The organism is uncultured Roseobacter sp., assembly GCF_947491795.1.
GTDB lineage: Bacteria > Pseudomonadota > Alphaproteobacteria > Rhodobacterales > Rhodobacteraceae > Roseobacter.
The window spans coordinates 30,977-52,572 of the sequence record NZ_CANLKW010000003.1 but is presented as its reverse complement, the minus strand read 5'-3'; the positions used below and the strand labels follow the sequence as shown (position 1 = coordinate 52,572).

Annotated in this window: 20 protein-coding genes; 6 read left to right on the top strand and 14 right to left on the bottom strand. The window is 59.2% G+C overall.

The annotated features are described in order from the left end of the window. The first annotated feature begins 3 nt into the window (after window positions 1-3). The 5 genes from Q1A34_RS12260 to Q1A34_RS12240 are packed head-to-tail and all read left to right on the top strand — an operon-like array spanning window position 4 to window position 5,849. Window positions 4-1,038, top strand: a complete 1,035-nt coding sequence (locus Q1A34_RS12260; protein WP_300034250.1) for an ABC transporter permease — start codon at window positions 4-6, stop codon at window positions 1,036-1,038. After that, window positions 1,035-1,913 carry an ABC transporter permease gene (locus Q1A34_RS12255; RefSeq protein ID WP_300034247.1) on the top strand — a complete coding sequence of 293 codons (879 nt, stop codon included), beginning with the start codon at window positions 1,035-1,037 and terminating at the stop codon, window positions 1,911-1,913. The genes Q1A34_RS12260 and Q1A34_RS12255 overlap by 4 nt, the downstream gene beginning before the upstream one ends. Next, window positions 1,910-3,541, top strand: a complete 1,632-nt coding sequence (locus Q1A34_RS12250) for an ABC transporter ATP-binding protein (RefSeq protein WP_300034244.1) — start codon at window positions 1,910-1,912, stop codon at window positions 3,539-3,541. Before Q1A34_RS12255 ends, Q1A34_RS12250 begins: the two co-directional genes overlap by 4 nt. Window positions 3,542-3,573: 32 nt before the next feature. Further along, window positions 3,574-5,379, top strand: a complete 1,806-nt coding sequence (gene atzF / locus Q1A34_RS12245) for an allophanate hydrolase (RefSeq protein WP_300034241.1) — start codon at window positions 3,574-3,576, stop codon at window positions 5,377-5,379. Next, window positions 5,376-5,849 (top strand): RidA family protein, encoded by a 474-nt coding sequence (locus Q1A34_RS12240; RefSeq protein ID WP_300034238.1) that lies wholly within the window; start codon window positions 5,376-5,378, stop codon window positions 5,847-5,849. The genes atzF and Q1A34_RS12240 overlap by 4 nt, the downstream gene beginning before the upstream one ends. Here the strand turns inward: Q1A34_RS12240 and Q1A34_RS12235 are convergent. The 7 genes from Q1A34_RS12235 to Q1A34_RS12205 all read right to left on the bottom strand — a co-directional run bounded on the left by Q1A34_RS12235 (window position 5,846) and on the right by Q1A34_RS12205 (window position 13,883). Next, window positions 5,846-7,057: an amidase gene (locus Q1A34_RS12235; protein WP_300034235.1), complete on the bottom strand. Its 1,212-nt coding sequence runs from the start codon at window positions 7,055-7,057 to the stop codon at window positions 5,846-5,848. The two genes, Q1A34_RS12240 and Q1A34_RS12235, sit on opposite strands and share 4 nt — an antisense overlap. Before the next feature lie 1,027 nt (window positions 7,058-8,084). Beyond that, window positions 8,085-9,335 carry a Zn-dependent hydrolase gene (locus tag Q1A34_RS12230; RefSeq protein ID WP_300034232.1) on the bottom strand — a complete coding sequence of 417 codons (1,251 nt, stop codon included), beginning with the start codon at window positions 9,333-9,335 and terminating at the stop codon, window positions 8,085-8,087. Beyond that, window positions 9,332-10,633: a TRAP transporter large permease gene (locus tag Q1A34_RS12225; RefSeq protein WP_300034230.1), complete on the bottom strand. Its 1,302-nt coding sequence runs from the start codon at window positions 10,631-10,633 to the stop codon at window positions 9,332-9,334. The genes Q1A34_RS12230 and Q1A34_RS12225 overlap by 4 nt, the downstream gene beginning before the upstream one ends. Continuing rightward, a complete protein-coding gene (locus tag Q1A34_RS12220; protein ID WP_300034227.1) occupies window positions 10,630-11,154 on the bottom strand; it encodes a TRAP transporter small permease subunit in 525 nt (174 codons plus the stop codon). Before Q1A34_RS12220 ends, Q1A34_RS12225 begins: the two co-directional genes overlap by 4 nt. A 47-nt stretch (window positions 11,155-11,201) precedes the next feature. Next, window positions 11,202-12,239, bottom strand: a complete 1,038-nt coding sequence (locus tag Q1A34_RS12215) for a TRAP transporter substrate-binding protein (RefSeq protein WP_300034224.1) — start codon at window positions 12,237-12,239, stop codon at window positions 11,202-11,204. After that, window positions 12,236-13,159, bottom strand: coding sequence for a polysaccharide deacetylase family protein (locus tag Q1A34_RS12210; protein WP_300034222.1), 924 nt, complete (start codon window positions 13,157-13,159; stop codon window positions 12,236-12,238). The genes Q1A34_RS12215 and Q1A34_RS12210 overlap by 4 nt, the downstream gene beginning before the upstream one ends. Continuing rightward, complete coding sequence (locus Q1A34_RS12205; RefSeq protein WP_300034220.1) at window positions 13,152-13,883, bottom strand: aspartate/glutamate racemase family protein; 732 nt, start codon at window positions 13,881-13,883, stop codon at window positions 13,152-13,154. Before Q1A34_RS12205 ends, Q1A34_RS12210 begins: the two co-directional genes overlap by 8 nt. Before the next feature lie 17 nt (window positions 13,884-13,900). Here Q1A34_RS12205 and Q1A34_RS12200 point away from each other — a divergent pair, with 17 nt between their 5' ends. After that, a complete protein-coding gene (locus Q1A34_RS12200) occupies window positions 13,901-14,533 on the top strand; it encodes an aspartate/glutamate racemase family protein (protein ID WP_300034218.1) in 633 nt (210 codons plus the stop codon). 1 nt (window position 14,534) lies between these two features. On the opposite strand, the gene hydA is transcribed toward Q1A34_RS12200, so the two are convergent. From hydA to Q1A34_RS12165, 7 genes are read right to left on the bottom strand one after another with little or no spacing between them, the layout of a single operon-like run. Next, window positions 14,535-15,932 (bottom strand): dihydropyrimidinase, encoded by a 1,398-nt coding sequence (gene hydA / locus Q1A34_RS12195; protein ID WP_300034216.1) that lies wholly within the window; start codon window positions 15,930-15,932, stop codon window positions 14,535-14,537. Continuing rightward, a complete protein-coding gene (locus Q1A34_RS12190; protein WP_299376146.1) occupies window positions 15,929-16,672 on the bottom strand; it encodes an aspartate/glutamate racemase family protein in 744 nt (247 codons plus the stop codon). Before Q1A34_RS12190 ends, hydA begins: the two co-directional genes overlap by 4 nt. A 1-nt stretch (window position 16,673) precedes the next feature. Next, window positions 16,674-18,011: an amidase gene (locus Q1A34_RS12185; RefSeq protein ID WP_300034214.1), complete on the bottom strand. Its 1,338-nt coding sequence runs from the start codon at window positions 18,009-18,011 to the stop codon at window positions 16,674-16,676. Then, a complete protein-coding gene (locus Q1A34_RS12180; protein ID WP_300034212.1) occupies window positions 18,008-18,889 on the bottom strand; it encodes a polysaccharide deacetylase family protein in 882 nt (293 codons plus the stop codon). Before Q1A34_RS12180 ends, Q1A34_RS12185 begins: the two co-directional genes overlap by 4 nt. Then, a complete protein-coding gene (locus Q1A34_RS12175) occupies window positions 18,886-19,686 on the bottom strand; it encodes an ABC transporter permease (RefSeq protein ID WP_300034210.1) in 801 nt (266 codons plus the stop codon). Before Q1A34_RS12175 ends, Q1A34_RS12180 begins: the two co-directional genes overlap by 4 nt. Continuing rightward, window positions 19,683-20,513: an ABC transporter permease gene (locus tag Q1A34_RS12170; protein ID WP_300034208.1), complete on the bottom strand. Its 831-nt coding sequence runs from the start codon at window positions 20,511-20,513 to the stop codon at window positions 19,683-19,685. The genes Q1A34_RS12175 and Q1A34_RS12170 overlap by 4 nt, the downstream gene beginning before the upstream one ends. After that, window positions 20,510-21,595 (bottom strand): ABC transporter ATP-binding protein, encoded by a 1,086-nt coding sequence (locus Q1A34_RS12165; protein WP_300034206.1) that lies wholly within the window; start codon window positions 21,593-21,595, stop codon window positions 20,510-20,512. Before Q1A34_RS12165 ends, Q1A34_RS12170 begins: the two co-directional genes overlap by 4 nt. Window position 21,596 lies beyond the last annotated feature (1 nt).

The following is a 21,596-nucleotide window of genomic DNA, read 5'->3' as shown; positions in this document are numbered from 1 at the left end:
GCTATGCTTGCCACCTCCCCCCGGCTGCGCGCAACAGTGTTGCGCGTGGCCCAGGCCATACCCGTCGTAGTTGGTGTTGTTATCATCAGCTTTTTGCTGACGCGTGCGTTGCCCGGCGATCCGGCAGTGTATTTTGCGGGAGTGGCAGCAGATACTGAATCCATTGAGCAAACCCGTGTTGCCATGGGTCTGGACAAACCCCTTTTGCAGCAATTCTTCATTTATGTTGGCGACCTGTCACGGGGCGACTTGGGACAATCTCTTTCCAGTGGGCGGTCAGTGGCAGAAGATCTTGCCAAACGCTTGCCGGCGTCATTGGAGCTGACCCTTTCTGCGCTTCTGCTTGCAATCGCAATTGCGGTTCCCCTGGGCGTACTCGCGGCAACCCGTCCTGGGACATGGGTGGATCATCTGTGCCGTGTCATCGTGACCGCTGGGGTATCCTTGCCAACCTTCTTTACGGGCATCTTGCTGATCTATATATTTTATTACCTGCTCGGTGTCGCGCCATCCCCTCTCGGTCGATTGGATTTCATCTATCTCGATCCGGACCATGTCACCGGATTTTACCTTATTGATGCAGCCTTGATGGGTGACTGGGAAACATGGCGCGGCGCGGTAAGGCAACTGATCCTGCCCGCCAGCACTTTGGCCCTGTTCACGCTGGCACCGATTGCACGAATGACGCGGGCCGCGATGCTTACAGCTCTTTCTTCGGATTTCATCCGAACTGCCCGCGCGGCAGGGCTTTCCAGCCGGACGATCCTCTACCGCTATGCCTTTCGCAACGCACTGCTTCCTGTGATGACAACCCTTGGCATGGTGTTTTCCTTTGCCCTTGGTGCGAATGTGCTGGTTGAGAAGGTTTTTGCCTGGCCTGGCATCGGATCTTATGCGGTCGAGGCGCTCGTGGTTTCTGACTATGCAGCCGTGCAGGGGTTCGTCTTATCCATGGCTCTGTTGTTTGTGGCGCTCAACCTTGTGATTGACCTTCTTTACGCAGCGATAGACCCCCGGATCGGATTCTCGTCCAAATGACTGAAACTTCGCAAGAGGCTGCGGCCAGGACCAGCAGCGGCTTTGATCATACCCTTTATATTCTCAGGGCGAACCCAGTGACGCTGGTTGCCTTTGGCATGTTCGCCTTACTGATCTTTTCGGCGGTATTTGGCCCTTCCCTGGTCCCTTACGACCCGCTTGCGACGAATGCCTCAAATGCCTTGCAACCCCCATCGGCCGAACATTGGTTCGGCACAGACAACGTTGGCCGCGATGTGTTCAGTCGTGTAATCGTGGCGACGCGGCTGGATCTTTCGATCTCGGTTGCCGCGGTGACGCTGTCATTTGTCGTCGGCTCGGTCCTGGGGTGTATCGCCGGCTACTGGGGGGGCTGGCCCGACATCATTCTGAACCGGTTTCTGGATACGATCATGGCCTTTCCGCTGTTCGTTCTGGCGATGGGCATTGTTGCAGCCTTGGGCAACACGATTGAAAACATCATCTATGCCACAGCGATCATCAACATGCCGTTCTATGCCCGCCTCGTTCGGGCCGAGGTCAACATCCGCCGCGATGCAGGATTTGTCCGCGCGGCCAAGCTTGCGGGCAATTCAGATTTGCGCGTGCTCGCTTTGCATATCTTTCCCAACGCTTTGCCGCCGATGATGGTCCAGGTATCGCTGAACCTTGGTTGGGCGATACTGAATGCGGCGGGTCTGTCTTTCATCGGCCTGGGCGTCAGTCCACCGACAGCGGAATGGGGGATTATGGTGGCGGAAGGCGCGAATTTCATCGTCTCGGGCGAATGGTGGTTGGCGGTTTTTCCTGGCCTGTGGCTGATGATCGCGGTCTTTACCTTCAACCTTTTGGGGGACGGTCTGCGTGACATCGTCGATCCGCGTCAACGCACATGACCAAGGTGTTGTCCGTCAGGGACCTTGCGGTCACGTTCCAGACCCGCCGTGGCACAGTGGATGCGGTGCGCGGCATCAGCTTTGATCTGGCCAAAGGTGAAATCCTGGGGATTGTGGGCGAAAGCGGTTCAGGCAAGTCTGTTACCTCCTACGCCCTTATGCGCATTCTGGATGCGGGCGGCGTGATCAAAGCGGGCGATGCGACCTATTCCGGGACAGACCTGCGGCGCGCGTCCGAGCGCGATATGTGCGACATCAGGGGGCGCGAAATCTCGATGATTTTTCAAAACCCCCGTGCGGCGTTGAACCCCATTCGCAAGGTCGGCCACCAGATTGAGGATGTGTTGCGCCAACATGCCCGCGCCACCCGCTATGATGCGCGCGCCAAGGCGATCGCTGCATTGGAGGCGGTCAGGATCAACGATGCAGAAGCGCGCTATAACGCCTATCCGTTCGAGTTGTCGGGCGGCATGTGCCAGCGGATCGTCTGCGCCATTGCGCTGGCCTGTGACCCGCGCCTTCTGATCGCGGATGAGCCGACGACAGGGCTCGATATTACGACGCAAAAGGCGGTCATGGACCTCGTGCGCGACCTCATACGCGAGCGCAGGATGAGCAGCATCCTGATTACCCACGATCTTGGTCTGGCGGCACAGTATTGCGACCGGATCATGGTGATGAAAGACGGAATGATCGTTGAGCAGGGCGATCCCTTACAGATATTCAGCGCGCCGCAGCATCCCTACAGCCGCAAGCTGGTGGATGCGACCCCGCGTGCGGGCGAAACAGTGCGCAGCTTATTGCCGCCCGGGGACCGGCGGAAGGAGTTGGTCCCAGCGATCAGCGACCAGCCGCTGCTTGAGGTCCGCAATCTGACCAAGACTTATGCCGGTAAATCAGGCCCCGTGCATGCGGTGAAGGGCATTTCCTTTGCGGTCAATCTGGGCCAGTGCGTCGGCCTTGTCGGCGAAAGTGGTTGCGGGAAATCGACCACGTCGGAGATACTCGTACGGCTGATGGACGCCACCAGTGGTCAGGTGATCTTTGACGGCGAAGACATCGCCCAGGTGCCCGCCCGCAGCTTTGCCAAAGACCCAAGGCGTGCGGATATTCAGATGGTGTTCCAGGACGCAACCGATAGCCTGAACCCCCGTCACACGGCGCGCCAAACCATCGCAGAGCCATTGCGACGGCTGGGTGGCATACGCGGAGCAAAGCTGACGGCCCGGATCGAGGAACTGGCGGCCCTCGTGGGTCTGCCTCTGCCATTGCTGGACCGGTTTTCCCATCAGCTGTCGGGTGGTCAAAAGGCGCGGGTCGGGATTGCGCGGGCCATTGCGCTTGATCCAAAATTCCTGATCCTTGATGAACCGACAGCCGCGCTCGATGTGTCGATTCAGGCGGTTGTTCTGAACCTGCTGGTCGATCTGCGGGCCAAGCTGGGGCTGAGCTATCTTTTTGTCAGCCATGATCTGCATGTTGTCCGCTTGCTTTGCGATCATGTGATCGTCATGAAAGACGGTGAAATCGTTGAACAAGGTGCGGCAGCCGATGTGATGTCCCAGCCCAAAAGCGACTACACCAAATCCCTGCTTGCGGCCGCCCCAAAGCCACCAGAACGTCGCTAGACAGCCAAGATACCAAGTCCCGGAGAAGAAACATGCTGGATCAAATGCCCTTCACACTCACGGCCCTGCGCGAGGCCTACGCGGCCGGCGCGCGCCCTGCAGATGTCATTGACGAAATATTCAGGCGCCTCGGTGCCGTGAATGACCCCGGCATTTTTATCCACCTGTGTGATCGCGAGGCTCTGCGCGCGCAGGCTGAAGCTTTGGGTGATTACAATCCGGACATGCCGCTTTGGGGTATACCCTTTGCGGCCAAAGACAATATCGACGTTGCAGGAATCGAGACAACAGCGGGGTGTCCTGCCTATGCATACACGCCTGATGCTGATGCTTTTGTAATCGCGAACCTGCGTGCGTCAGGGGCCCTGATGATTGGCAAAACCAACCTCGATCAGTTTGCCACCGGGCTTGTCGGCGTGCGTACGCCTTACGGTGCGCCCCTCAACGCAGTGGACCCCGATATTGTGCCGGGTGGCTCATCGTGCGGCTCTGGTGTGATCGTGGGGCATGGGATCGTAACCTTCTCGCTGGGCACAGATACGGCAGGGTCGGGCAGGGTGCCTGCGGCGCTGAACAATATCGTTGGGCTGAAACCAACGTTGGGCGCTTTGTCTGCGAGCGGCGTTGTGCCTGCTTGCCGTTCGATCGAAACCGTCTCGATTTTTGCCCTGACCGTCGATGACGCCTATTCCGCTTTCGCGGTGGCACGCGGGTTTGATGTGTCGGATGCCTATTCCAAACCACTGACGCATGAGGCTTTGACTGCGCCAGCCAAAACACTTCGGGTGGGTGTGCCCGATAACGCAACGATCGAGTTTTTCGCAGATACGGTCCAGCATGCGGCTTTCGACCGTGATGTCGCGCTGCTCAAAGCGTCTGGAGCCGAAATCGAGTACATCGACTTTGAGCCACTCTACGCCATTGCGCGCATGCTCTATGAAGGGGCATGGGTCGCGGAACGCTATACTGTGATTGAAGACCTCCTGAAGCGGGACCCGGAGGCAATCTATCCGGTGACGCGGCAGATCATCACCCATGCTGAAGGCATGTCAGCGGCAGATGCCTTCAAAGGAATATACCGCCTGGCAGAGCTGAAACGTGCCGCTGAGCCGATGTTGGAAGGTCTTGATCTGCTCTGTGTACCAACAGTGCCAACCTTTTACACGGTTGCGGATCTCGAGGCCGATCCAGTCACGCCCAATTCCAATAACGGCACATATACGAATTTCGTGAACCTGCTGGATATGTGCGGTATTGCCGTGCCAACAGCCCCGCGCAATGATGGCAGGCCGGGTAGTGTGACTTTGCTGGCCGGGGCGGGGCAGGATGCGTTGGTCGCAGCTGTCGCGCGTGGGTTCGAGGTGGATTGCGCCCGCAATATGGGTGCCACAGCACATTTGGTGCCGACACCAGCCGACCTGCCAGAAGCAGCATCAGATCAGATCGAGCTGGCCGTCTGTGGCGCCCATATGACGGGCTTGCCGCTCAATTGGCAACTGACTGATCTGGGTGCGGCGTTTGTGCGCAAGGCGCAGACAACTGCGGCGTATAAGTTTTACGCACTTGCTGGCGGCCCGCCTGCGCGCCCCGGTCTGGTCCGGTCCGACGCGCCTGATGCGGGGCCTGTCACGGTTGAGGTGTGGTCCATGCCCAGGGCCGCGTTTGGCACATTTATGGCGGGCATCCCTGCACCATTGGGCATTGGGACTGTTTCTCTGTCGGATGGTGCATCGGTCAAAGGGTTTATCTGCGAAGCGTCCGGCCTCACCGGGGCTACAGACATAACTGCGCTTGGCGACTGGCGCGCATATCTGGCACAAGGTGGTGCCGCCGCATGACATCGCATGTTGAGCGACGGCTCAGCTCACTGGGGCTGGAACTGCCACCCGATTGGGAGCCACGGGGGCAGTTTCTCCCGTTTCGCAAGGATGGAACGACCGTTTATCTGTCCGGGCAAATCTGTGAATGGGCGGGGGAGGTGACACATGTGGGCCCCGTCGCCGATACACCCCAGGCAATCGAGACGGCTCAGCAAGCGGCAAAAATCTGTGCGCTCAACCTGATCTACCGTCTGCGGCAGGCCTGCGACGGGGACTTGGACCGTGTTGACGTAATCTTAAGACTGGGTGGGTTTGTGAATTGCCTGTCTGGTTTCCCGAGCAGCCCGGCAGTCATCAACGGGGCAACAGAGGTGTTTGTCGCCCTGTTTGGCCAGGAAGGATGGCACGCTCGCACTGCCGTCGGCGTATCCGGGTTGCCTGGCAATGCGTCGGTGGAAGTGGACGCAGTGGTACGCCTCAAGAGCTAGTTTTTGGGTAATTGAGGTGGCGGCAATCGGGGGGCGGCGCGCTCCAGTTTTGCTGCCGTCGCCAGCAAGTATGCGTCCCGCCCCGGAGGTGCCGCCAACATAACCGACCGGGGCCTGCCCAATCGGTCCAAACCCCACGGAAGGCAGATAAGAGGCCCGCCAAAGACGGTCCACGGAGTCAGCCAATCCTGAAATCCGGTTGTGTCGTCAAATAGTGGTGCGCCTTCCGGGACCGGCAGTGTCAGGACCACATCAACGCCCTCAAGTCCAACCCAAAACTTCCGTTTTTCTGCGATCAGCAAGGCCTTAGCCTCTTCGACTTTGTCCGGTGAAACCGCCGCGCCGCTGCGCAGACCGGTCAAGAACTTGGGCTTCAGGAAGCGCGACCGCCCATCTGTCAGCATCGCACCATGGGCCACGAATGCTTCGTGGTTCATAACCGTCCGATGCGCCAGGACGATGGATGCTACATCTGCGGTTAAAGGGGCCTCGGTCACGTCTGCGCCAAGCTCGGTCAAAGCGCGGGACGCCCCGCTTAACCCGGCCAAAGTGTCGCCATCTGGCCTTGCTCGCGTTTGCCAGAGACCACTGATCACTACTTCGGGAGTGTCACTCATGCGAGGGATAACCAAAGAGCCCAATACATCGAAGGCCTGTTGTGCGCGGGCGACCGATCCCGCAATGATCCCCACAGTATCAAAACTGGGGGCAAGTGATGTGACACCGACGGTCGGCAGAACACCAAAGGTGGGTTTGAGTCCAACACACCCGCAATAGGCCGCTGGCCTGCAAAGCGATCCGGCCGTCTGAGTGCCAAGGGCAATATCTGCCAGGCCCGCGGCTACTGCAGCGCCTGATCCGCTGCTGGATCCCCCCGGCGAGCGACTCTGGTCATACGGATTGCGGCAGTCCGTTGGATCAGTAAAGGCAAATTCAGTAGTGACAGTCTTGCCGAAGATCTGCGCCCCCGCATCGCGTAATCTGGCGACGACCGGCGCATCGCGTACGGCCGGGGCTGCATCCCTGCATGTTTCGCTCCCATTGCGTGTTGGAACGTCGGCAACATCGATGACGTCTTTTACTCCGACACGCAAACCCGCAAGTGGCCCCTCACGGGATACGTCGTTTGGACACAGCTCGACGAAAGCATTGATGTGCGGCTCCCAAAGCCGCAGTTTCCGGTTTTGATCATGCATTTCAGGTGTCACGCGACGGCCCCTGGGATCCAAATCATGTGGTTGCGGGAGATCAACACTCCAAAGTGAGCGATGCTATGCGCCCCTGTTTCGAGAAGGTCGGTTTTATGAACCATTGCAATCCAATCGGCCAGCCGCCGCATGTTGTTGTCCTGATCTTAGTACGCTTTGGGGGCGACTTTCCCATCCAAATGAATACCGCTGCTTCCAAGCTTCGTAATTGCCCCAGTCCTTTCCGGTACGCTCGACGCGCATTTCGTCCTCAAATCGTCTTGCATTGCATCTGAGTAAATCCGAGCGTGGATGTTGCCCACCTCATCTTTGCCGTGAATAAGATCATGGGGCATCTGAAGTATCCGGATTGTGGGCGCAACACAACCTTGCTCTGCATCAGTCTGAAGATGCAATAAAAATTCCAATGGATCAGCACTCTGGATGTTCTGTTACTCGTATCAAGAAGTGGTTTTTTTTATTGTTGCAGCGCAAAAAGCGCAGCGTTTTTTTGCAGGCCAAGTACACAGGAACCTGAGCATCTGCTGTGGCCTCTCCCAAAGCTTATCTCCGACTGAAACGTGTGAATCAACAAGTGACCCACGTTAGAAACCTACCGAAACACCACCGTTCACCTGTCTTCTCCCCTGGAGGGCTGGACTGCGCCAATTCCTGCGCAGTATGTGTGGGATACGGACGCGAAAACCGGATCGCGGACCACTGGAGAACCAACAATACCCAATAACGCGGTCAATGCGGCTCGACTATCCGTCGCCCGCATGATGGATTGGACGAGTTTTATCTTTAATTCAATCAGTTGATGTGCGTCGTGTGCGCTGTATGTGCAGCATGATTTCACCTTATGGCGTGCTCTGTCGGACGTGTGCCGATTATGTGGTTTTGTTCATATCAAGCGACGGGTGGCCTGAAACGATCTGGGAACTTTCAGGGCTTTGAGATGTGAGGTGATCGCTCATCTCGCGATGTGATTTTTAGCCATTGGGAAAGTGACGGTGGACATGCCGCACTTCGGGCATTTCGCGAAATATCAATTGCTGACCATCAACCCCCATTTCGTCAGCACATCTGTGGCCCGCGAAAAGTCATCAAACTCCATGGCCTCGTCGGGGTTGTGGCTGCCATTTCGGTTACGGATGAAAATCATTCCGGAGGGAACCCCAAGGCTTGCGAAGGTTGCGCAGTCGTGGCCTCCGCCTGAAGGTATTTCCATATGCGCAATGCCACACGCGTGCGCCGCAGCGATCAGCCCCTGTTGTATGTCGCGCGACATCGGGGACGCCGCAGCTTGCGTGCTGGTGCCCAGATCGATATCGACCCGGCGCCGCGCGGCGATATCCGACGCCTGGCTGTGCAGGAACGCTGCAAAACGGCTAAGGAGGGCCTCGTCCTGGCTGCGCACATCAAGTGTGAACGTCACAAGGCCGGGAACCTTTGTGATGCCGTGCTGAAGAGGGTCAGTTGAGAATTCGCCGATAGTCAGAACCATGTCCTCTCCGGCAACTTCGGCGGCCTGCCACCATTCCTCAAGCGACGCCACCAGTTCAACACCGGCAAGCACGGCATCGCGGCGTCTGCGACGGGGCACACCGCCTGCATGGGTGGTTTCGCCCGTGATCCGGGCAAAGCGATGGCGGATGTTGCCACGGATACCTGTAACGATACCGATCGGAAGATCTGCGTCGACCAGGACCGGTCCCTGCTCTATGTGCACCTCAACAAAAGTCTTGATCTTTTGTGGATCAAGCTGTGGTTTGCCGTCTCGGATGGCCTGAGGCTCAAATCCCGCCTCTGCCATATGATCTGCAAGAGTGCGCCCCGTATCTGATCGACGTAGTTGATCAGGCGTTTCCGGTGGCAGCAGACCAAAGGCCGCACGGCTGCCGAGATAGTGGGTAGGGAACCAGATCATCTCTTCCGCGCGGATCACCATCAGTATGACATCGCAGCGCAACGGTGGCCCCTCAGCAAGTCGTTCCAGCATAACAAGTCCTGCCAACACGCCTGCTGCGCCGTCAAAATTGCCCCCATGCGGCACACTATCCAGATGCGAGCCGGTCATCAAAACCGGTGCATTTTGGTCTTTGCCCTGCAGCGTGACATAGAGATTGCCGACCGCATCGGTATGATGGATCAGGCCGATCGCCTCTGCCTCTCGCCGGATCATCGCGTGTGCTGCGGTTTCGATAGTGCCAAAACTGGCGCGGGTCACGCCGGGCGGATCCGCGCTGATTTCGGCCAGTTCTGCGAACAGGCGTTCGGCACGGGCGAGGGCGCTCAAAACAGCGCCTCCGGGATCACCAGGACGATCTGAGGCCAGAGGATAATCAATCCGACCATCATCAGCATAGCGGCGACAAAGGGCAGGATGCCCCGGTAAACATCGGCGAGTTCTCCACGTCCACGGACCCCCTGAACCACATAAAGGTTCATGCCTACAGGCGGTGTGATCAGGGCCAGTTCCATCATGATGACCAGAAAAATGCCGAACCACACCGGATCGATGCCCAGATGCAGGATCACCGGCATGACGATTGGAATAGTCCCCACCATCATCGACAGGGTTTCCAGAAAGCAGCCCATGACCAGATAGAACAGAACCAGGATCAGGATCATCTCGGTCGCATTCAGGCCAAGGGCCGTGACAGCGCGGCTCATCGCCTGGGGGACGCCCAAAAGACCCACGATGAAGTTCAGGAAAAAGGCGGCCGTGATGATGAAAAGCAACATGGCCGAGGTTTTGATCGTGGCAATAAAGGCCGCATGCAGCATGGAAAAGCTAAGCGCGCGATTGGCGGCGGCGAGGAAGAACGCCAGCACCACACCCAGTGCTGCAGCCTCGGTGGGGGTCGCCCAGCCGCCATAGATTGCCCCCATGACGACGACGAATATGCCAAGAGGTGGCAGCAGAAAACGCAAACGGCTCAGGCGTTCGCTCAGGGGCGGTGTTTCGCTCACACGTTCTGCAAGCGACGGGTTCCACAGGACCGCGGCGGCAATGATGACCATGAACAGCAACGTCAGCAGAACGCCAGGCAGGATGCCGGCTGCAAACAATTGTCCGATCGACGTATTGGTCAGCGCGCCATAGATGATCAGGTTCACTGAGGGCGGGATCAGAATGCCAAGGGTCGCTCCGGCTGCGATGGTCCCCAGCACCAGCGGTTCATGGTAGTCGCGGCGTTTGAACTCATCCAGCGCGACGGTGCCGATGGTGGCAGCCGTCGCGACCGAAGACCCTGAAACAGCCGAAAACATTGCGCAGGCACCGATATTTGTGTGCAGCAGTCCGCCGGGCAGGCGGCTCAGCCAATCGTTAAGGCTGGCATACATGTTTCGCGTGATACCAGCGCGCAGCAGTAGTTCTCCAAGCAGTATAAAAAGCGGAATGGTGGTCAGCAGGAAATCATTCATGACCGCCCAAAGGTTGGTGCCGAAGGATAGCAAGACGGGTGGGCCGAAATAGACCAATGCGCCCAGGACGCCGGTCGCCAACATAGCGATCCCTACATGCAGGCCGATGAACATCAGACCTAACATGATTACAAATCCGATGGTGGCCCCTGTCAGGTCAATCATCGCCGTGCCTCTTCGATTTCTTCTGCCACCGATGGCGGCGCCAGAAGCCGATCAGCTGCCTCCAGCCCGTGGCGCAGGGCCAAGACGCCGCGTACAGCCGTCCAGAGTGCAGACAGTCCAAAAAGACAAAGGCCCGCCATCCAGAGCGATTGCGGGATCCATAAAGGAACCTGAAGCGGGCTGGACGAGACGGACCCGAAGGTCAGACTGTCATTCAGTGTTCGCCACCCCATATAGCCCATAAAGGCCGCCCCCAGCCCCAGGGCCACGTAAGACAGCAGGTTGAGCCCCGCCTGGACAGGCCGGGGCAAGCGCAACAAAAGCACATCGATCCGTGTATGGGCGCGTTCGACTGCAGCGAGGGCCATGCCGAAGGTCCCAGTGACCGCAACGACATAGCCGCCGATTTCATCCACGCCCTGTAGCGAGTGATTGAACAGTTTGCGCGCAAAAATCTCGAACACAATGAGAAAGGACAACCCGAGACAGGCATATCCCCCCAATATTCCAATGATCCGCATGTCGGGTCCTTTGTGTGGGTGCGCCCGGGAAGGCGCACCCTGTTTCATTATTCCAGTTCAATACCGCGTGCGGCACCCACGGTCGCGTTCCAGATTTTCGAGCAATCCGCAAAGCCCGAATTGCAGCTCTCGGCCCAGCCCGGCAGGACCTTTTCCATCGTGGCAGCCGTCACCCTGGCCTGATCGTCGGGCGAGGGTGTGACCAGTTTCATGTCGAAGGCGGTATAGTTCTCACAGCCCTCTCCGCCGGTGTTGCAGGCGATGGCCCAGCCGTTGTTTTCCTTGGCCAGTGCCCAGAATGCGTCTTCAAACGCGGCGAATTCGGCTTCCAGCCTGGCTTTTTCCTCTTCGGAAAAGCTGTTCCACTTGTCCAGATTGATGAAATGCGCGTTTACTGACCACGAGATGCCCAAGGGCAGGAAGTGGGTTGTGACCTCGGGCCAGTTTCCGGTGTTGCCAGACGTTGGTGACGTGATTGCGCAATCGACGACGCCGCGTTGCAGGGCCGGATAGACCTCTTTGAAACTCATGGTCACGGGTGTCGCGCCCAGGGCCTCTATCAATGTAGACATGGAGGAGGTGTAAGAGCGCACCTTGAGCCCTTCGAAGTCGTCAAGGCTGGCGATTTCGGCGTTGCAATAGAACACCTGTGGACCGTAAGGCCAGACGGCCAGCGGCTTGGCATTGAACTTCTCGGCGACGCGCTTTTCAAGTTCGGGCATGAAAGCCTCGATGGCGTCTTCAAGCTGTTCCATTGAGGTGGAGACGCCAATCAGGTCAATACCTTCCAGAAACGCGTCATCGCGCGCGGCGGCACCCACTGTGCTTTGCACGATGTCAAAGGCACCTGTGCGGACCATGCGCAGCGTATCCTGCATATCCACGCCCACGACGTCGAGCGGGTTGAAGTTGATGGCAAGATCGATGCCAGTCTTTTCTGCGAGGCCCGCATAGAATTCCTGTTCCAGCGCAGTGTGGAATTTGTGGGTTGAGACAAGTCCGGTCGCCCGGATCGAGGTTTCTGCAAACGTTGGGGCTGCCGCCAACGTGAGTGCGGCGGCCATCATAGTGGTCTTCAAATTCATATCTCTTCTCCATGTTGTGTTGCGTGTTGGCCGCGGGGATGAACCGCGGCAAAGTGGCGGGCGATATCGATGCGTTGTGCCCGCCAAATCTGCCCTTCAAGCGAGGCCAGATATTCGAGGATTTCGGTGACCGCGCGGAACCGTGCTGGCCGCCCGCTGATGCGCAGGTGAAAGCCGATCGACAGGGTCGCGGACCTGCCTTGCTGCGCCTCTTGCAGTAATTGCTCGACCGCGTCGCGGACGTACTCAATCATCTCAACAGCGCGCGTGAAGCCATTGGGATGAAAGAATTTCATATCGTTGGTGTCGAGGTTGTAGGGCAGGACTACCAGACCCGATCCTTCATGATAGGGAAGATCATCGTCAAAGGCATTGGAGGTGTAGGTGTAGCCCTGTTCGCTCAAAAGTTGCCGCGTCCATGCGCTTTCCGAGCCCCGGCAGAAGAAGCCGGTCGGTCGCTGTCCGGTGGCCGTCTCGATCACGTCGGTTGCACGTCTGAGATCGGCGCGTTCGGCGTCAATGTCCGGGTAGTCGGCATGTGGCCGCCAGATCCAGCCATGGCAGGCTGCCTCGTGCCCGGCGTCTGCTATCGCACGGGCAAGCTGCGGGCTGCGTGCTACCGCACGGCCGCACATGTAAAATGTGGTCGGAGTTTGCGTGCTCTCAAGCGCGTCAAGAAATCGCCAAAGCCCGACCCGGCTTCCATAGGCAAAGATCTGTTCCTGGCCCTGATCACGGTGTCCGTCAGGCACGACGCTCAGAACCTCGCCGACGCGTTCAGACGTGCTATCGCCATCTCCAGCCTGATGTTCCGCACCCTCTTCGAAGTTCACGACGACCGACACCGCGACACGCGCGCCGTTAGGCCAGATGATCTGAGGCGGGGACCCGGCATAGCCGATGAGATCGCGGTCAGACATCAAACAGGCGCCCCCATCCCTGGATGCGCCTGGGGTCGTCGCCTGCAACTTGCATCGATTTCCAAAGCGCGGTCGAAACACTGTCGAGCACCGGGATGCCCGTTTCTGCCTCGATGATGGGGGCAAGCCGCGCCCCTCGGAAGTTGGTGCAATAGATCGTGATGGCGTCGGGTTTGTCGGCGGCCACGGCGCGGCACAGATCGAGAATTTCGGCCTCTGAATAGGTCGCAAACGAGAAGTTTCCCTGATCGCCAAGGTGTCGTTCTGCGGCCACTTCAAACCCTGCAGAGCGGTAATTGGCCAGAATGCGGTCCTGAATTTCGGGCAGGTAGGGTGTCACAAATGCGATCCGCTTTGCGGCGAATTTCGCGAGCAATTCGTTCATCGCAAGGATTGATGAGCAGGCTTTTACGCCGGTGCGCGTTTCGATCTCGGTAATCAGCTTGTGATCGGTGTCAAACCCACGCCAGCCCGAAGATGTGCCATTCCAGCAGATCGATTGCACCCTGGCATCCGCCAGAAGTTCAGCGGCGGCCAGCATCGGCTCGTTCCTGAATTGCCCAAGCGCGTCATCCTCCATGGAAATTTTCAGCACCTGAAATCGCGCAAAGTGGGCTGATGCGTCAGGCAGGCCTGACAGCATCGCCGCGGTCAGCGGTTCAAGGACAGTGTTAGAGGAAGGCGTCAGCATGCCCAATCGCGTGCTGGCTAATTCGGCGGTCATGGATGATACCTTTGCTTATGAAACCTGTTCTCGTGATCAATCCAAACAGTTCGGAGAAAACGACTGAAGCAATGGCTGCCATCACGCGGCGGCATTTGCCTTCTGTGCGGGGATGGACCAACGCGGATGCGCCCGCGATGATCACCGAGCCTTCGGCACTGGCCGCTGCAGCCGATCAGGTTTGCCGGGCTGTCTTGCCCGAAGCGCGCGCCGTGATTGTCGCGGCCTTCGGCGATCCGGGTGCGCAGCGTCTGGCGGCGCGTCTGCCATGTCCCGTCATAGGAATCGGAGCCGCTGCTGCACGTGCTGCCGCCAAGGACGGCACGCCATTTGCCGTGACCACAACAACCGCGCAACTTGGCCCGTCTATTGACGCGCTGATGCAGGCCCATGGGGCGGCGGGCACATATCTGGGGAGTTTTATGACCGCTGGTGCGCCAGAGGCGTTGCTGGCAGATCCGGCCGCTTTGGACGCGGCTTTGTTGCAGGCGTGTTTGAATGCCCGTGATGCCGGGGCAGAGCGGATCATCATCGGGGGCGGACCGCTGGCCGAGGCCGCAATCCGGCTGGAGCCACAGGTTGATGTGCCGCTTGTCCAGCCTCTGGTCGCCGCAAGCAAAGAGGTTGCCACCTTGCTTGATCCCGCTTGATTTACAGCAAAACATCAGGGGCCTCCCGTTCCAGATGCGTGCCGCTGGGACTGCCGATAGGTGCCCCGTCCAACATGACGGTGTTGCCGCGCAGGATCGTGCGCACGGGCCAGCCCGTCACCTCGAACCCTTCCCATGGCGTGTAGTCCGAGCCGTGATGCAGATCGGCCTGGCGGATAGGTTTGCGCAATGCAGGATCCCACAGGGCGATATCGGCATCCGCGCCGACCATGATCGCGCCTTTGCGGGGATAAAGCCCGTAGAGCCGCGCGTGGTTCGTGGCCGTGATCGCGGCGAACCGTTCCAACGATATGCGTCCTTTGACGACGCCTTCTGAAAACAGGATCGGCAGGCGCGTTTCCACACCGGGAATGCCATTGGGAATGTTGCGGAACGTCTTGCGTGCGCCTGGCGCGTCTTTGCCGGCAGGATCATTGAAGCGGAACGGGCAGTGATCGGACGAAAACAGGTCAAACGTGCCCTGTTCAATCCCGGCCCAGATTTTGGGCCATTCTTCGACTGTGCGGGGCGGCGGGGAGCAGACGTATTTCGCCCCATCGAACCCGTCGCGATCAAGATCGGATGCGGTCAGCGTGATGTATTGTGGGCAGGTCTCGGCAAAGACGGTCAGGCCGCGTTGACGGGCGCGCATGATCTCTTCTGTTGCCTCGCCGTTGGAGACGTGAACGATGGTCAGGGGTACGCCCGCAATTTCGGCCAGCGAGATCGCGCGATGGGTCGCTTCGCGCTCGACCGGAACAGGACGCGTGGTCGCGTGGTGAAAAGGGCCGGTCTCTCCTGCGCGCTCGGCCCTGTCACGCAGGAATTCTATTGCGTCTTCGTTTTCGGCATGAACCATGACCATCGCGCCCTGTTCTTTGGCCACGGCCATGACTTCAAGGATTTGCCGGTCCGACAAGGCCAGGCCTGCATAGGTCATGAACACCTTGAAACTGGTGTATCCCGCTTGAATAAGCGCTGGCAGGTCCTGCCCGAGTGTCACCGGATCGGTTTCCCTGACGATAAGGTGAAAGGACACGTCCGTCATGCAGTTGCCATCCGCCCTGGCGCGATAAGCGGCCACAGCCTCGCGCAGAGTTTGGCCTTCTTCGGGCAGACAGAAAGGCAGGATTGTCGTATTGCCGCCGCAGGCAGCACTGCGGGTGCCGGATGTGAAATCATCGGCCATTTCGATTCCGGGGCCTGAGGGTTGGGAGATGTGCACATGGCTGTCAATCCCGCCAGGCAGGGCGATGAGACCTCCGGCCTCGATGGATTCTGCGCCTTTCAAGCTGCTGCCAAGTGTTGCGATCTTGCCATCGGTGATCCCGATGTCGCAGTGTGTCGTGCCGCTTGCGCTGACGACACGCGCGCCGGTGATAACAGTGTCATGGCTCATGCGATTTCTCCTGCGATAACGGCACTCAAATCAGCCCCAAGCCCGGTAGAGGTCTTAGCAGCGGGGCGAGCTGTGCGATTTCGATAACTGGGTGAGAGGCGCGACAATGCCATTGCCTGAACTGTCGCTGCGGCAATCGGATCGACCAGAATTCCGGGTGTCTCATCTGCGATCTGCGGGGCAAGCCCTGCCAAAGGTGCGCCCCCAAGGATCACCACAGCAGCGCCGTCCGTTGCTGTCGCTTCCCTGGCGAGCCCAATCAGGTCGCTCCGCAGCACCTCGGCCACATTATTCACCGTTTCCGGCGGTGCCTTGGGGCATCGCACACCGGTAAACCGTGCGCCCAACCCCGTCTGCCGGATACTGGCGTCGTACCAACCCGCCATATGTGGCGAGAAGGTTACGACCGAAAACCGCTCCCCCAGCATAGCCGCGGACATCACCGCGGCCTCGGCCATGCCGACAATCGGCAGATCAAACAGCTCGCGCGCGGCGGCAAGACCAGGATCACCAAAAGCTGCGATGATTACGGCGTCCACATCGTTGCGGTGTGCGGCAATCGTCTCGAGCACATTGGCACCCGCAATCTGCGCCTCGGCAAGAGACGCAATGTAGGGAAAGCCGGACGTGGCGGTCAGGGGCACGATCTCGACCTCTGGCCCAGCAGTCTGGCGTGCTACATCCATCATGATCTGCGTCATGCTTTCGGTCATGTTTGGATTTATCAGCAGAAGGCGCACGTCACGTGATCTCCTTTAGGATCGGTTCCAACTGCTGCGCCAGGGCAATGAGCGCTGCGTCTCGGCCTGTTTGTGAGATCAGTTGCAGCCCCAGCGGCCGGCCTTGAGAGTCCGACCCGCAGGGAAGGGATAAAGCAGGCACGCCAGCGTGGTTGATTTGCGGCGTAAAAGCAGCGTGGTCGCGAGGTTGGGCGGGTCGACCGCCAATCTCGGTCGGCGCGTCCATTTCTGCAGGCCATGCCGCACAGGGCGTTGTCGGCGTTGCGATCACTCCGTATCGATCCAGCTCAGCGCGCAGGGTCTGGCGCATCTGGTGCGAGGCCTGATGCGCCGCCGCGACCTCAACTCCACTCAGCGAAAGACCTGTTTCGATTTGCCCGGCAACAGCTGGATCAAACAGGTCGGGCGTTTTGCGCCAGACATCGCCATACATCTGCGCAAGACCCGCATATTGCAGAGGTTGGATATCGTGCCCCTTGATGTCATTGGGCCAGTTGATCTGAGCTTGCGCGACCTGAACGCCAGCAGATTTCATCGCTGTGATCACAGCTTCGAAGTTCGCTTTGACATCGGTGTCCAATTGCTGACCGGTGCCAAAATCCTCCGAGACGGCGATTTCAAGCGGCGTGGGCGACACGGGCTCCAGCCTGCCAAGCACGCGCATTGCGAGCGATACATCCTCTATCCGGCGGGCGATCGGGCAGATGACCGAGATACCCCAGACCGGTTCGTCAAAGCCGGGGCCATAGGGGATCAGGTCTTGCGTGGGCTTCAATCCGCACAGGCCCGTATGGGCAGGGGGCCGGCGCGATGATCCGCCCGCATCGGTGCCAAGCGCCAAGGGCACAATCCCGGCAGCCACCGCAGCGACGGACCCGCCCGAAGACCCACCCGCCGTCAGGCTCGGGTTCACAGGATTGCGCGTGATCCCATAAAGGGGCGAAACGGTTGCCCCTTTGCAGGCGAATTCGGAGCATGTCGCAACCCCGATAATCACAGCACCCGCCATGCGCAGACGCTTGACTGCTTCGGCATCTTCAGGGGCGATATGATCGGTGAAGAGCTTTGAGCCTTGAGTACTACGCAGCCCTTTTACCCAAATGTTGTCCTTTATCAGGACCGGAACACCCGCCAGCGGCAGGGTCTCTCCAGCCTGTAACCGCGCGGCGACGCGCGATGCCTCCGCCCGAGCTTGCGGGTTCATCTGACAGATGGCGTTAATTGCCGGGTTTCGTGCCTCGGCTCGGGCCAGTGCTTCGTCCGTCAGTTCGGACGGGGTCGCTTTGACCTCCTGAACGGCACTGACGAGAGCAGAGATAGGGCCATCCAGCAGGCTCATTCCGCATCTCCATGATGCTTCGCCCAACAGGCGGCGATGTCGCGGCGGGGGGCGATCCAGACGTCCTTGTGAGCGGTGATGTGGGTCAGAACAGCCTCCAGCGCGCCAATGCGGGCAGGGCGTCCGATGATACGGGTGTGCAATCCGATGGACATCATGCGCGCGGCTTTTCCGCCTTCGGCATAAAGCCGGTCGAACCCTGCGATCACGTAGTCGGAAAAGTCCCGCGCCTGCACGAAGCCACCGCCGGGAGAGAAGCGCATGTCATTGGTGTCAAAGGCATAGGGCAGTACGACGTGAGTGCCATCCATGTAAGGAATGTCATCGTCATAGGCGTTACTGTCATAGCTAAACCCGCCATGTTCCTTCAGCAGGTCGCGGGTTTGTGGCGAGGTGGCCGACCGGGTGTGCCAGCCAACGGGCGCGACCCTGGCGATCCGTGCGATAGATGCATGGGTGCGGGCAATAATCTCGCGCTCATGCGCCTCAGCCATGCCTGCATGGGTCTCCCAACGCCAACCGTGGCAAGACACCTCGTGGCCACGCTCCACAGCGTCCCGGATTAACCACGGGGTTGCCTCTGCGGCGCGTCCGCAGGTGGAAAAGGATGCCTTTGCGTTATGCGCGGCCAGGGCGTCCACGATCCGCCGATACCCTTGTCGGGGGCCATAGCCAAAGTGGCTTTCCATACAGGGGTCCGGCGCACCTTTGACCTCTTCGACAGCCTCATAGCGACTTTCGTTGCGCTCATCTCCTGCGGCGATCGACAGCTCTGCGCCTTCCTCGATATTGACGACGAAGGAGACGGCCAGCCGCGCTCCGTTTGGCCAGCAAGGGACGGGCTCAGCGCCCCAGTATCCGCGCAGGTCCCGGCTCATCCCTGGATCATCCTGTTCAGACCGACGGTGCGTGACCCGATCACCAGAACAATACAGGCGAGCAGGATCAGCCCCGAAGAGATGGCGGCCAGTGAGGGGTCGGGCTGTTCCTCGAGGTACTGCAACATTTTGATGGGCAGTGTTTTGTTGCGTGCATCTGTGAGGAAAATCGAAATCGGATAATTGTCCATCGACGCCAGAAAGGCGAATAAACCTCCCGTCAGATAAGCTGGGGCAAGGTTGGGCACGAGTACTTGAAAAATGGCCCGCGGGTAGCTCAGGCCAAGGGTCCGCGCTGCATCGACAAGGCTGAAATCAAACGCGGCCATCGAGGCCAGCAGCGTGCGCATCACAAAAGGCAATGTGATCACGATATGACCCAGAAGGAGCGAGACGTAAGCGTCGCGCAGCCCTATTTCGCGGAAGAACTGAAGTAAGGCGACACCCACCACCAGCCCGGGCATCATGAGCGGTGACACCGTAAAGGTCGCAATGGCCTCGCGTCCGCGGAAAGAGCCTCGGGTAACAGCGATGGCCGCCAGTGTACCAAGGATCAGTGAAATGGCCGTCGAGACCACCGCAAGGTTCAGCGACAGGGTGACGGCCTCCCACAGGCCGGATCGGCGCTCAAGTGATTGATACCAGCGCAGCGACCATTCGGGCGGGGGCAGGGTGTAGACTGCCGAGGATGTAAAGGACGCAGCCAATGTGATGACGATGGGCAGCATCAGGAAGATCACACAGCCAAGCGCGACGACCCAACTGAGGGCCAGTGCAAGGCGGTCCGTTCCGGTCATTGCCGCGCCCCCAAACGGTTTGCCGCCCAGCTTGAGGTCAGAACCACTGAGATCGCGATCAACAGCAGGATGGAGGAAATCGTAGCCCCCAATGCTTCGTTGCGCAGATACAGGAACGACCGCGCCGTCAGCATGGACAGTGTTTGCTGGCGTTCGCCCACGATAAGTGATGGGATCACATACATCGAAATCGCGAGGCTGAAGGTAAAGGCGCAGCCAGCGACCACGCCCGGCAGGCTAAGCGGAAAGGTGACGTTCATAAAGCGGAACACAGGTGTTGCCCCAAGCGAGGCCGCGGCCTCGGGGAGGCGGCTGTCCATCTGGCGGAGCACGGCGTAGATTGGGAGCACCATAAAGGGCAGAAAGACATTTGCCGCGCCAATGATCAGCGCGGTTTCCGTGAACAGCATCCGAATAGGCGCGTCGGTAATGCCCAGCGACATCAGCGTGTCGTTCAGCACGCCGCGCGTGCGAAACAGGATCGTCCAGGCAAAGGCCTTTACGACCACGCCCACGGACATTGGCAGAACCATAGCGACCAGAAAGACGGACAGCCAAAAGCCCTTTGCGCGGGCCATGATGATGGCGGTAGGGTAGGCGATGATCAGCGCCAGCCCCGTGGTCAGCAGCGCCACGCGCAACGTCCGCCACAGGACCGACAGATTGTAGCTGTCGCTGAAAAAAGCAACGTATTCCGCGAACGAGAACTGGCCGTCAATCTGGACTGATTTCAGCAGCAGCATAAACAGCGGCAGCGCGTAGATGACGGCCAGAAAGCTAAGACCGGGTAAAGCCAGAAGGCCGATGCGTTCTGCGCGGCCGGTCATGTGCCCGTCTCGTAGACAAGCGTATCTGCGACGTCCCAGCCAAATGTCACCGTATCGCCGGGCGCATAATCCGAGTTCATTCCGGGCACTTCGCAAAGCAGGCAGTCGCCGGCTTCGGCGCGTCCATGCAGTTGTGTTTTGGAGCCCAGCACCATGGCGTCCGCCAAAGTGACGCGGAGTGTGTTTTCAGCGGCGCGGGTTTTAACCAACTCTGGCCGCACACCGATAGTGACTTCGGTGCCGGGGACGAATGTGCCGGGGGCGTGGACGGTCCCGTATGCGCTGCGAATGGTTGAGCGGTTTTCGGTACTTTCGATCACCTCTCCGTTCAGGCGCGTCGACAGGCCAACGAAATCCATGACAAAGGCACTGGCCGGGCGCGCATAAAGCTCTGATGGTGTTGCAAATTGTTCAATCTGGCCCGCGTTCATGACCGCAATACGGTCCGAGACGCCCATCGCCTCATCTTGATCATGGGTCACAAAAATCGCGGTCATGTTGCGGTCGCGCAGCAAGGTTTTCAATTCGACCTGCATGGTCTCACGCAGTTTGCGATCCAGCGCGGAAAAGGGTTCGTCCAATAGCAAAAGAACAGGATCGACGATCAGAGCCCTTGCGACGGCAACACGTTGTTGTTGCCCCCCCGACAACGCTGCAACCTTGCGTTCGGCAAAATCGCTCATACGCACCAGGGCAAGGGCCTCGGCCACTTTGGGGCCGCAATCGGTCTTTGCGTGCCCACGTGCCCGCAGACCAAAGGCGACGTTTTCGGCGACCGTCAGATGCGGGAACAACGCGTAGCTTTGAAAGACAACTGAGATATTGCGTTTATGGGCTGGTGCGGATGTGATCGCGCGCCCGTCGAGCAGAACCTCACCGCTGTCGGCTGTGGTCAGCCCCGCAATGATGCGCAGCAGGGTTGTCTTGCCACAACCGGACGGCCCGAGAAGAGACACCAGCTCTCCTCGCCCTACGCGAAAATCCATACCAGACATGACAGAGGTGCCCTTGAACGCCTTGCCAACGGCAGTGACGTCCAGGTATTTGCTGTCGCCCATGTCCCGCGGTGCGGGGGGTGCCATT

Coding starts and splice junctions, on each gene's coding strand:
- Q1A34_RS12170 (WP_300034208.1), bottom strand. CDS start 20,513: ATGACCGGCCGCGCAGAACGCATCGGCCTTCTGGCTTTACCCGGTCTT.
- Q1A34_RS12180 (WP_300034212.1), bottom strand. CDS start 18,889: ATGAGCCGGGACCTGCGCGGATACTGGGGCGCTGAGCCCGTCCCTTGC.
- Q1A34_RS12210 (WP_300034222.1), bottom strand. CDS start 13,159: ATGTCTGACCGCGATCTCATCGGCTATGCCGGGTCCCCGCCTCAGATC.
- Q1A34_RS12205 (WP_300034220.1), bottom strand. CDS start 13,883: ATGACCGCCGAATTAGCCAGCACGCGATTGGGCATGCTGACGCCTTCC.
- Q1A34_RS12240 (WP_300034238.1), top strand. CDS start 5,376: ATGACATCGCATGTTGAGCGACGGCTCAGCTCACTGGGGCTGGAACTG.
- Q1A34_RS12200 (WP_300034218.1), top strand. CDS start 13,901: ATGAAACCTGTTCTCGTGATCAATCCAAACAGTTCGGAGAAAACGACT.
- Q1A34_RS12220 (WP_300034227.1), bottom strand. CDS start 11,154: ATGCGGATCATTGGAATATTGGGGGGATATGCCTGTCTCGGGTTGTCC.
- Q1A34_RS12165 (WP_300034206.1), bottom strand. CDS start 21,595: ATGGCACCCCCCGCACCGCGGGACATGGGCGACAGCAAATACCTGGAC.
- hydA (WP_300034216.1), bottom strand. CDS start 15,932: ATGAGCCATGACACTGTTATCACCGGCGCGCGTGTCGTCAGCGCAAGC.
- Q1A34_RS12225 (WP_300034230.1), bottom strand. CDS start 10,633: ATGATTGACCTGACAGGGGCCACCATCGGATTTGTAATCATGTTAGGT.
- Q1A34_RS12215 (WP_300034224.1), bottom strand. CDS start 12,239: ATGAATTTGAAGACCACTATGATGGCCGCCGCACTCACGTTGGCGGCA.
- Q1A34_RS12260 (WP_300034250.1), top strand. CDS start 4: ATGCTTGCCACCTCCCCCCGGCTGCGCGCAACAGTGTTGCGCGTGGCC.
- Q1A34_RS12255 (WP_300034247.1), top strand. CDS start 1,035: ATGACTGAAACTTCGCAAGAGGCTGCGGCCAGGACCAGCAGCGGCTTT.
- Q1A34_RS12185 (WP_300034214.1), bottom strand. CDS start 18,011: ATGAGCCTGCTGGATGGCCCTATCTCTGCTCTCGTCAGTGCCGTTCAG.
- atzF (WP_300034241.1), top strand. CDS start 3,574: ATGCTGGATCAAATGCCCTTCACACTCACGGCCCTGCGCGAGGCCTAC.
- Q1A34_RS12250 (WP_300034244.1), top strand. CDS start 1,910: ATGACCAAGGTGTTGTCCGTCAGGGACCTTGCGGTCACGTTCCAGACC.
- Q1A34_RS12175 (WP_300034210.1), bottom strand. CDS start 19,686: ATGACCGGAACGGACCGCCTTGCACTGGCCCTCAGTTGGGTCGTCGCG.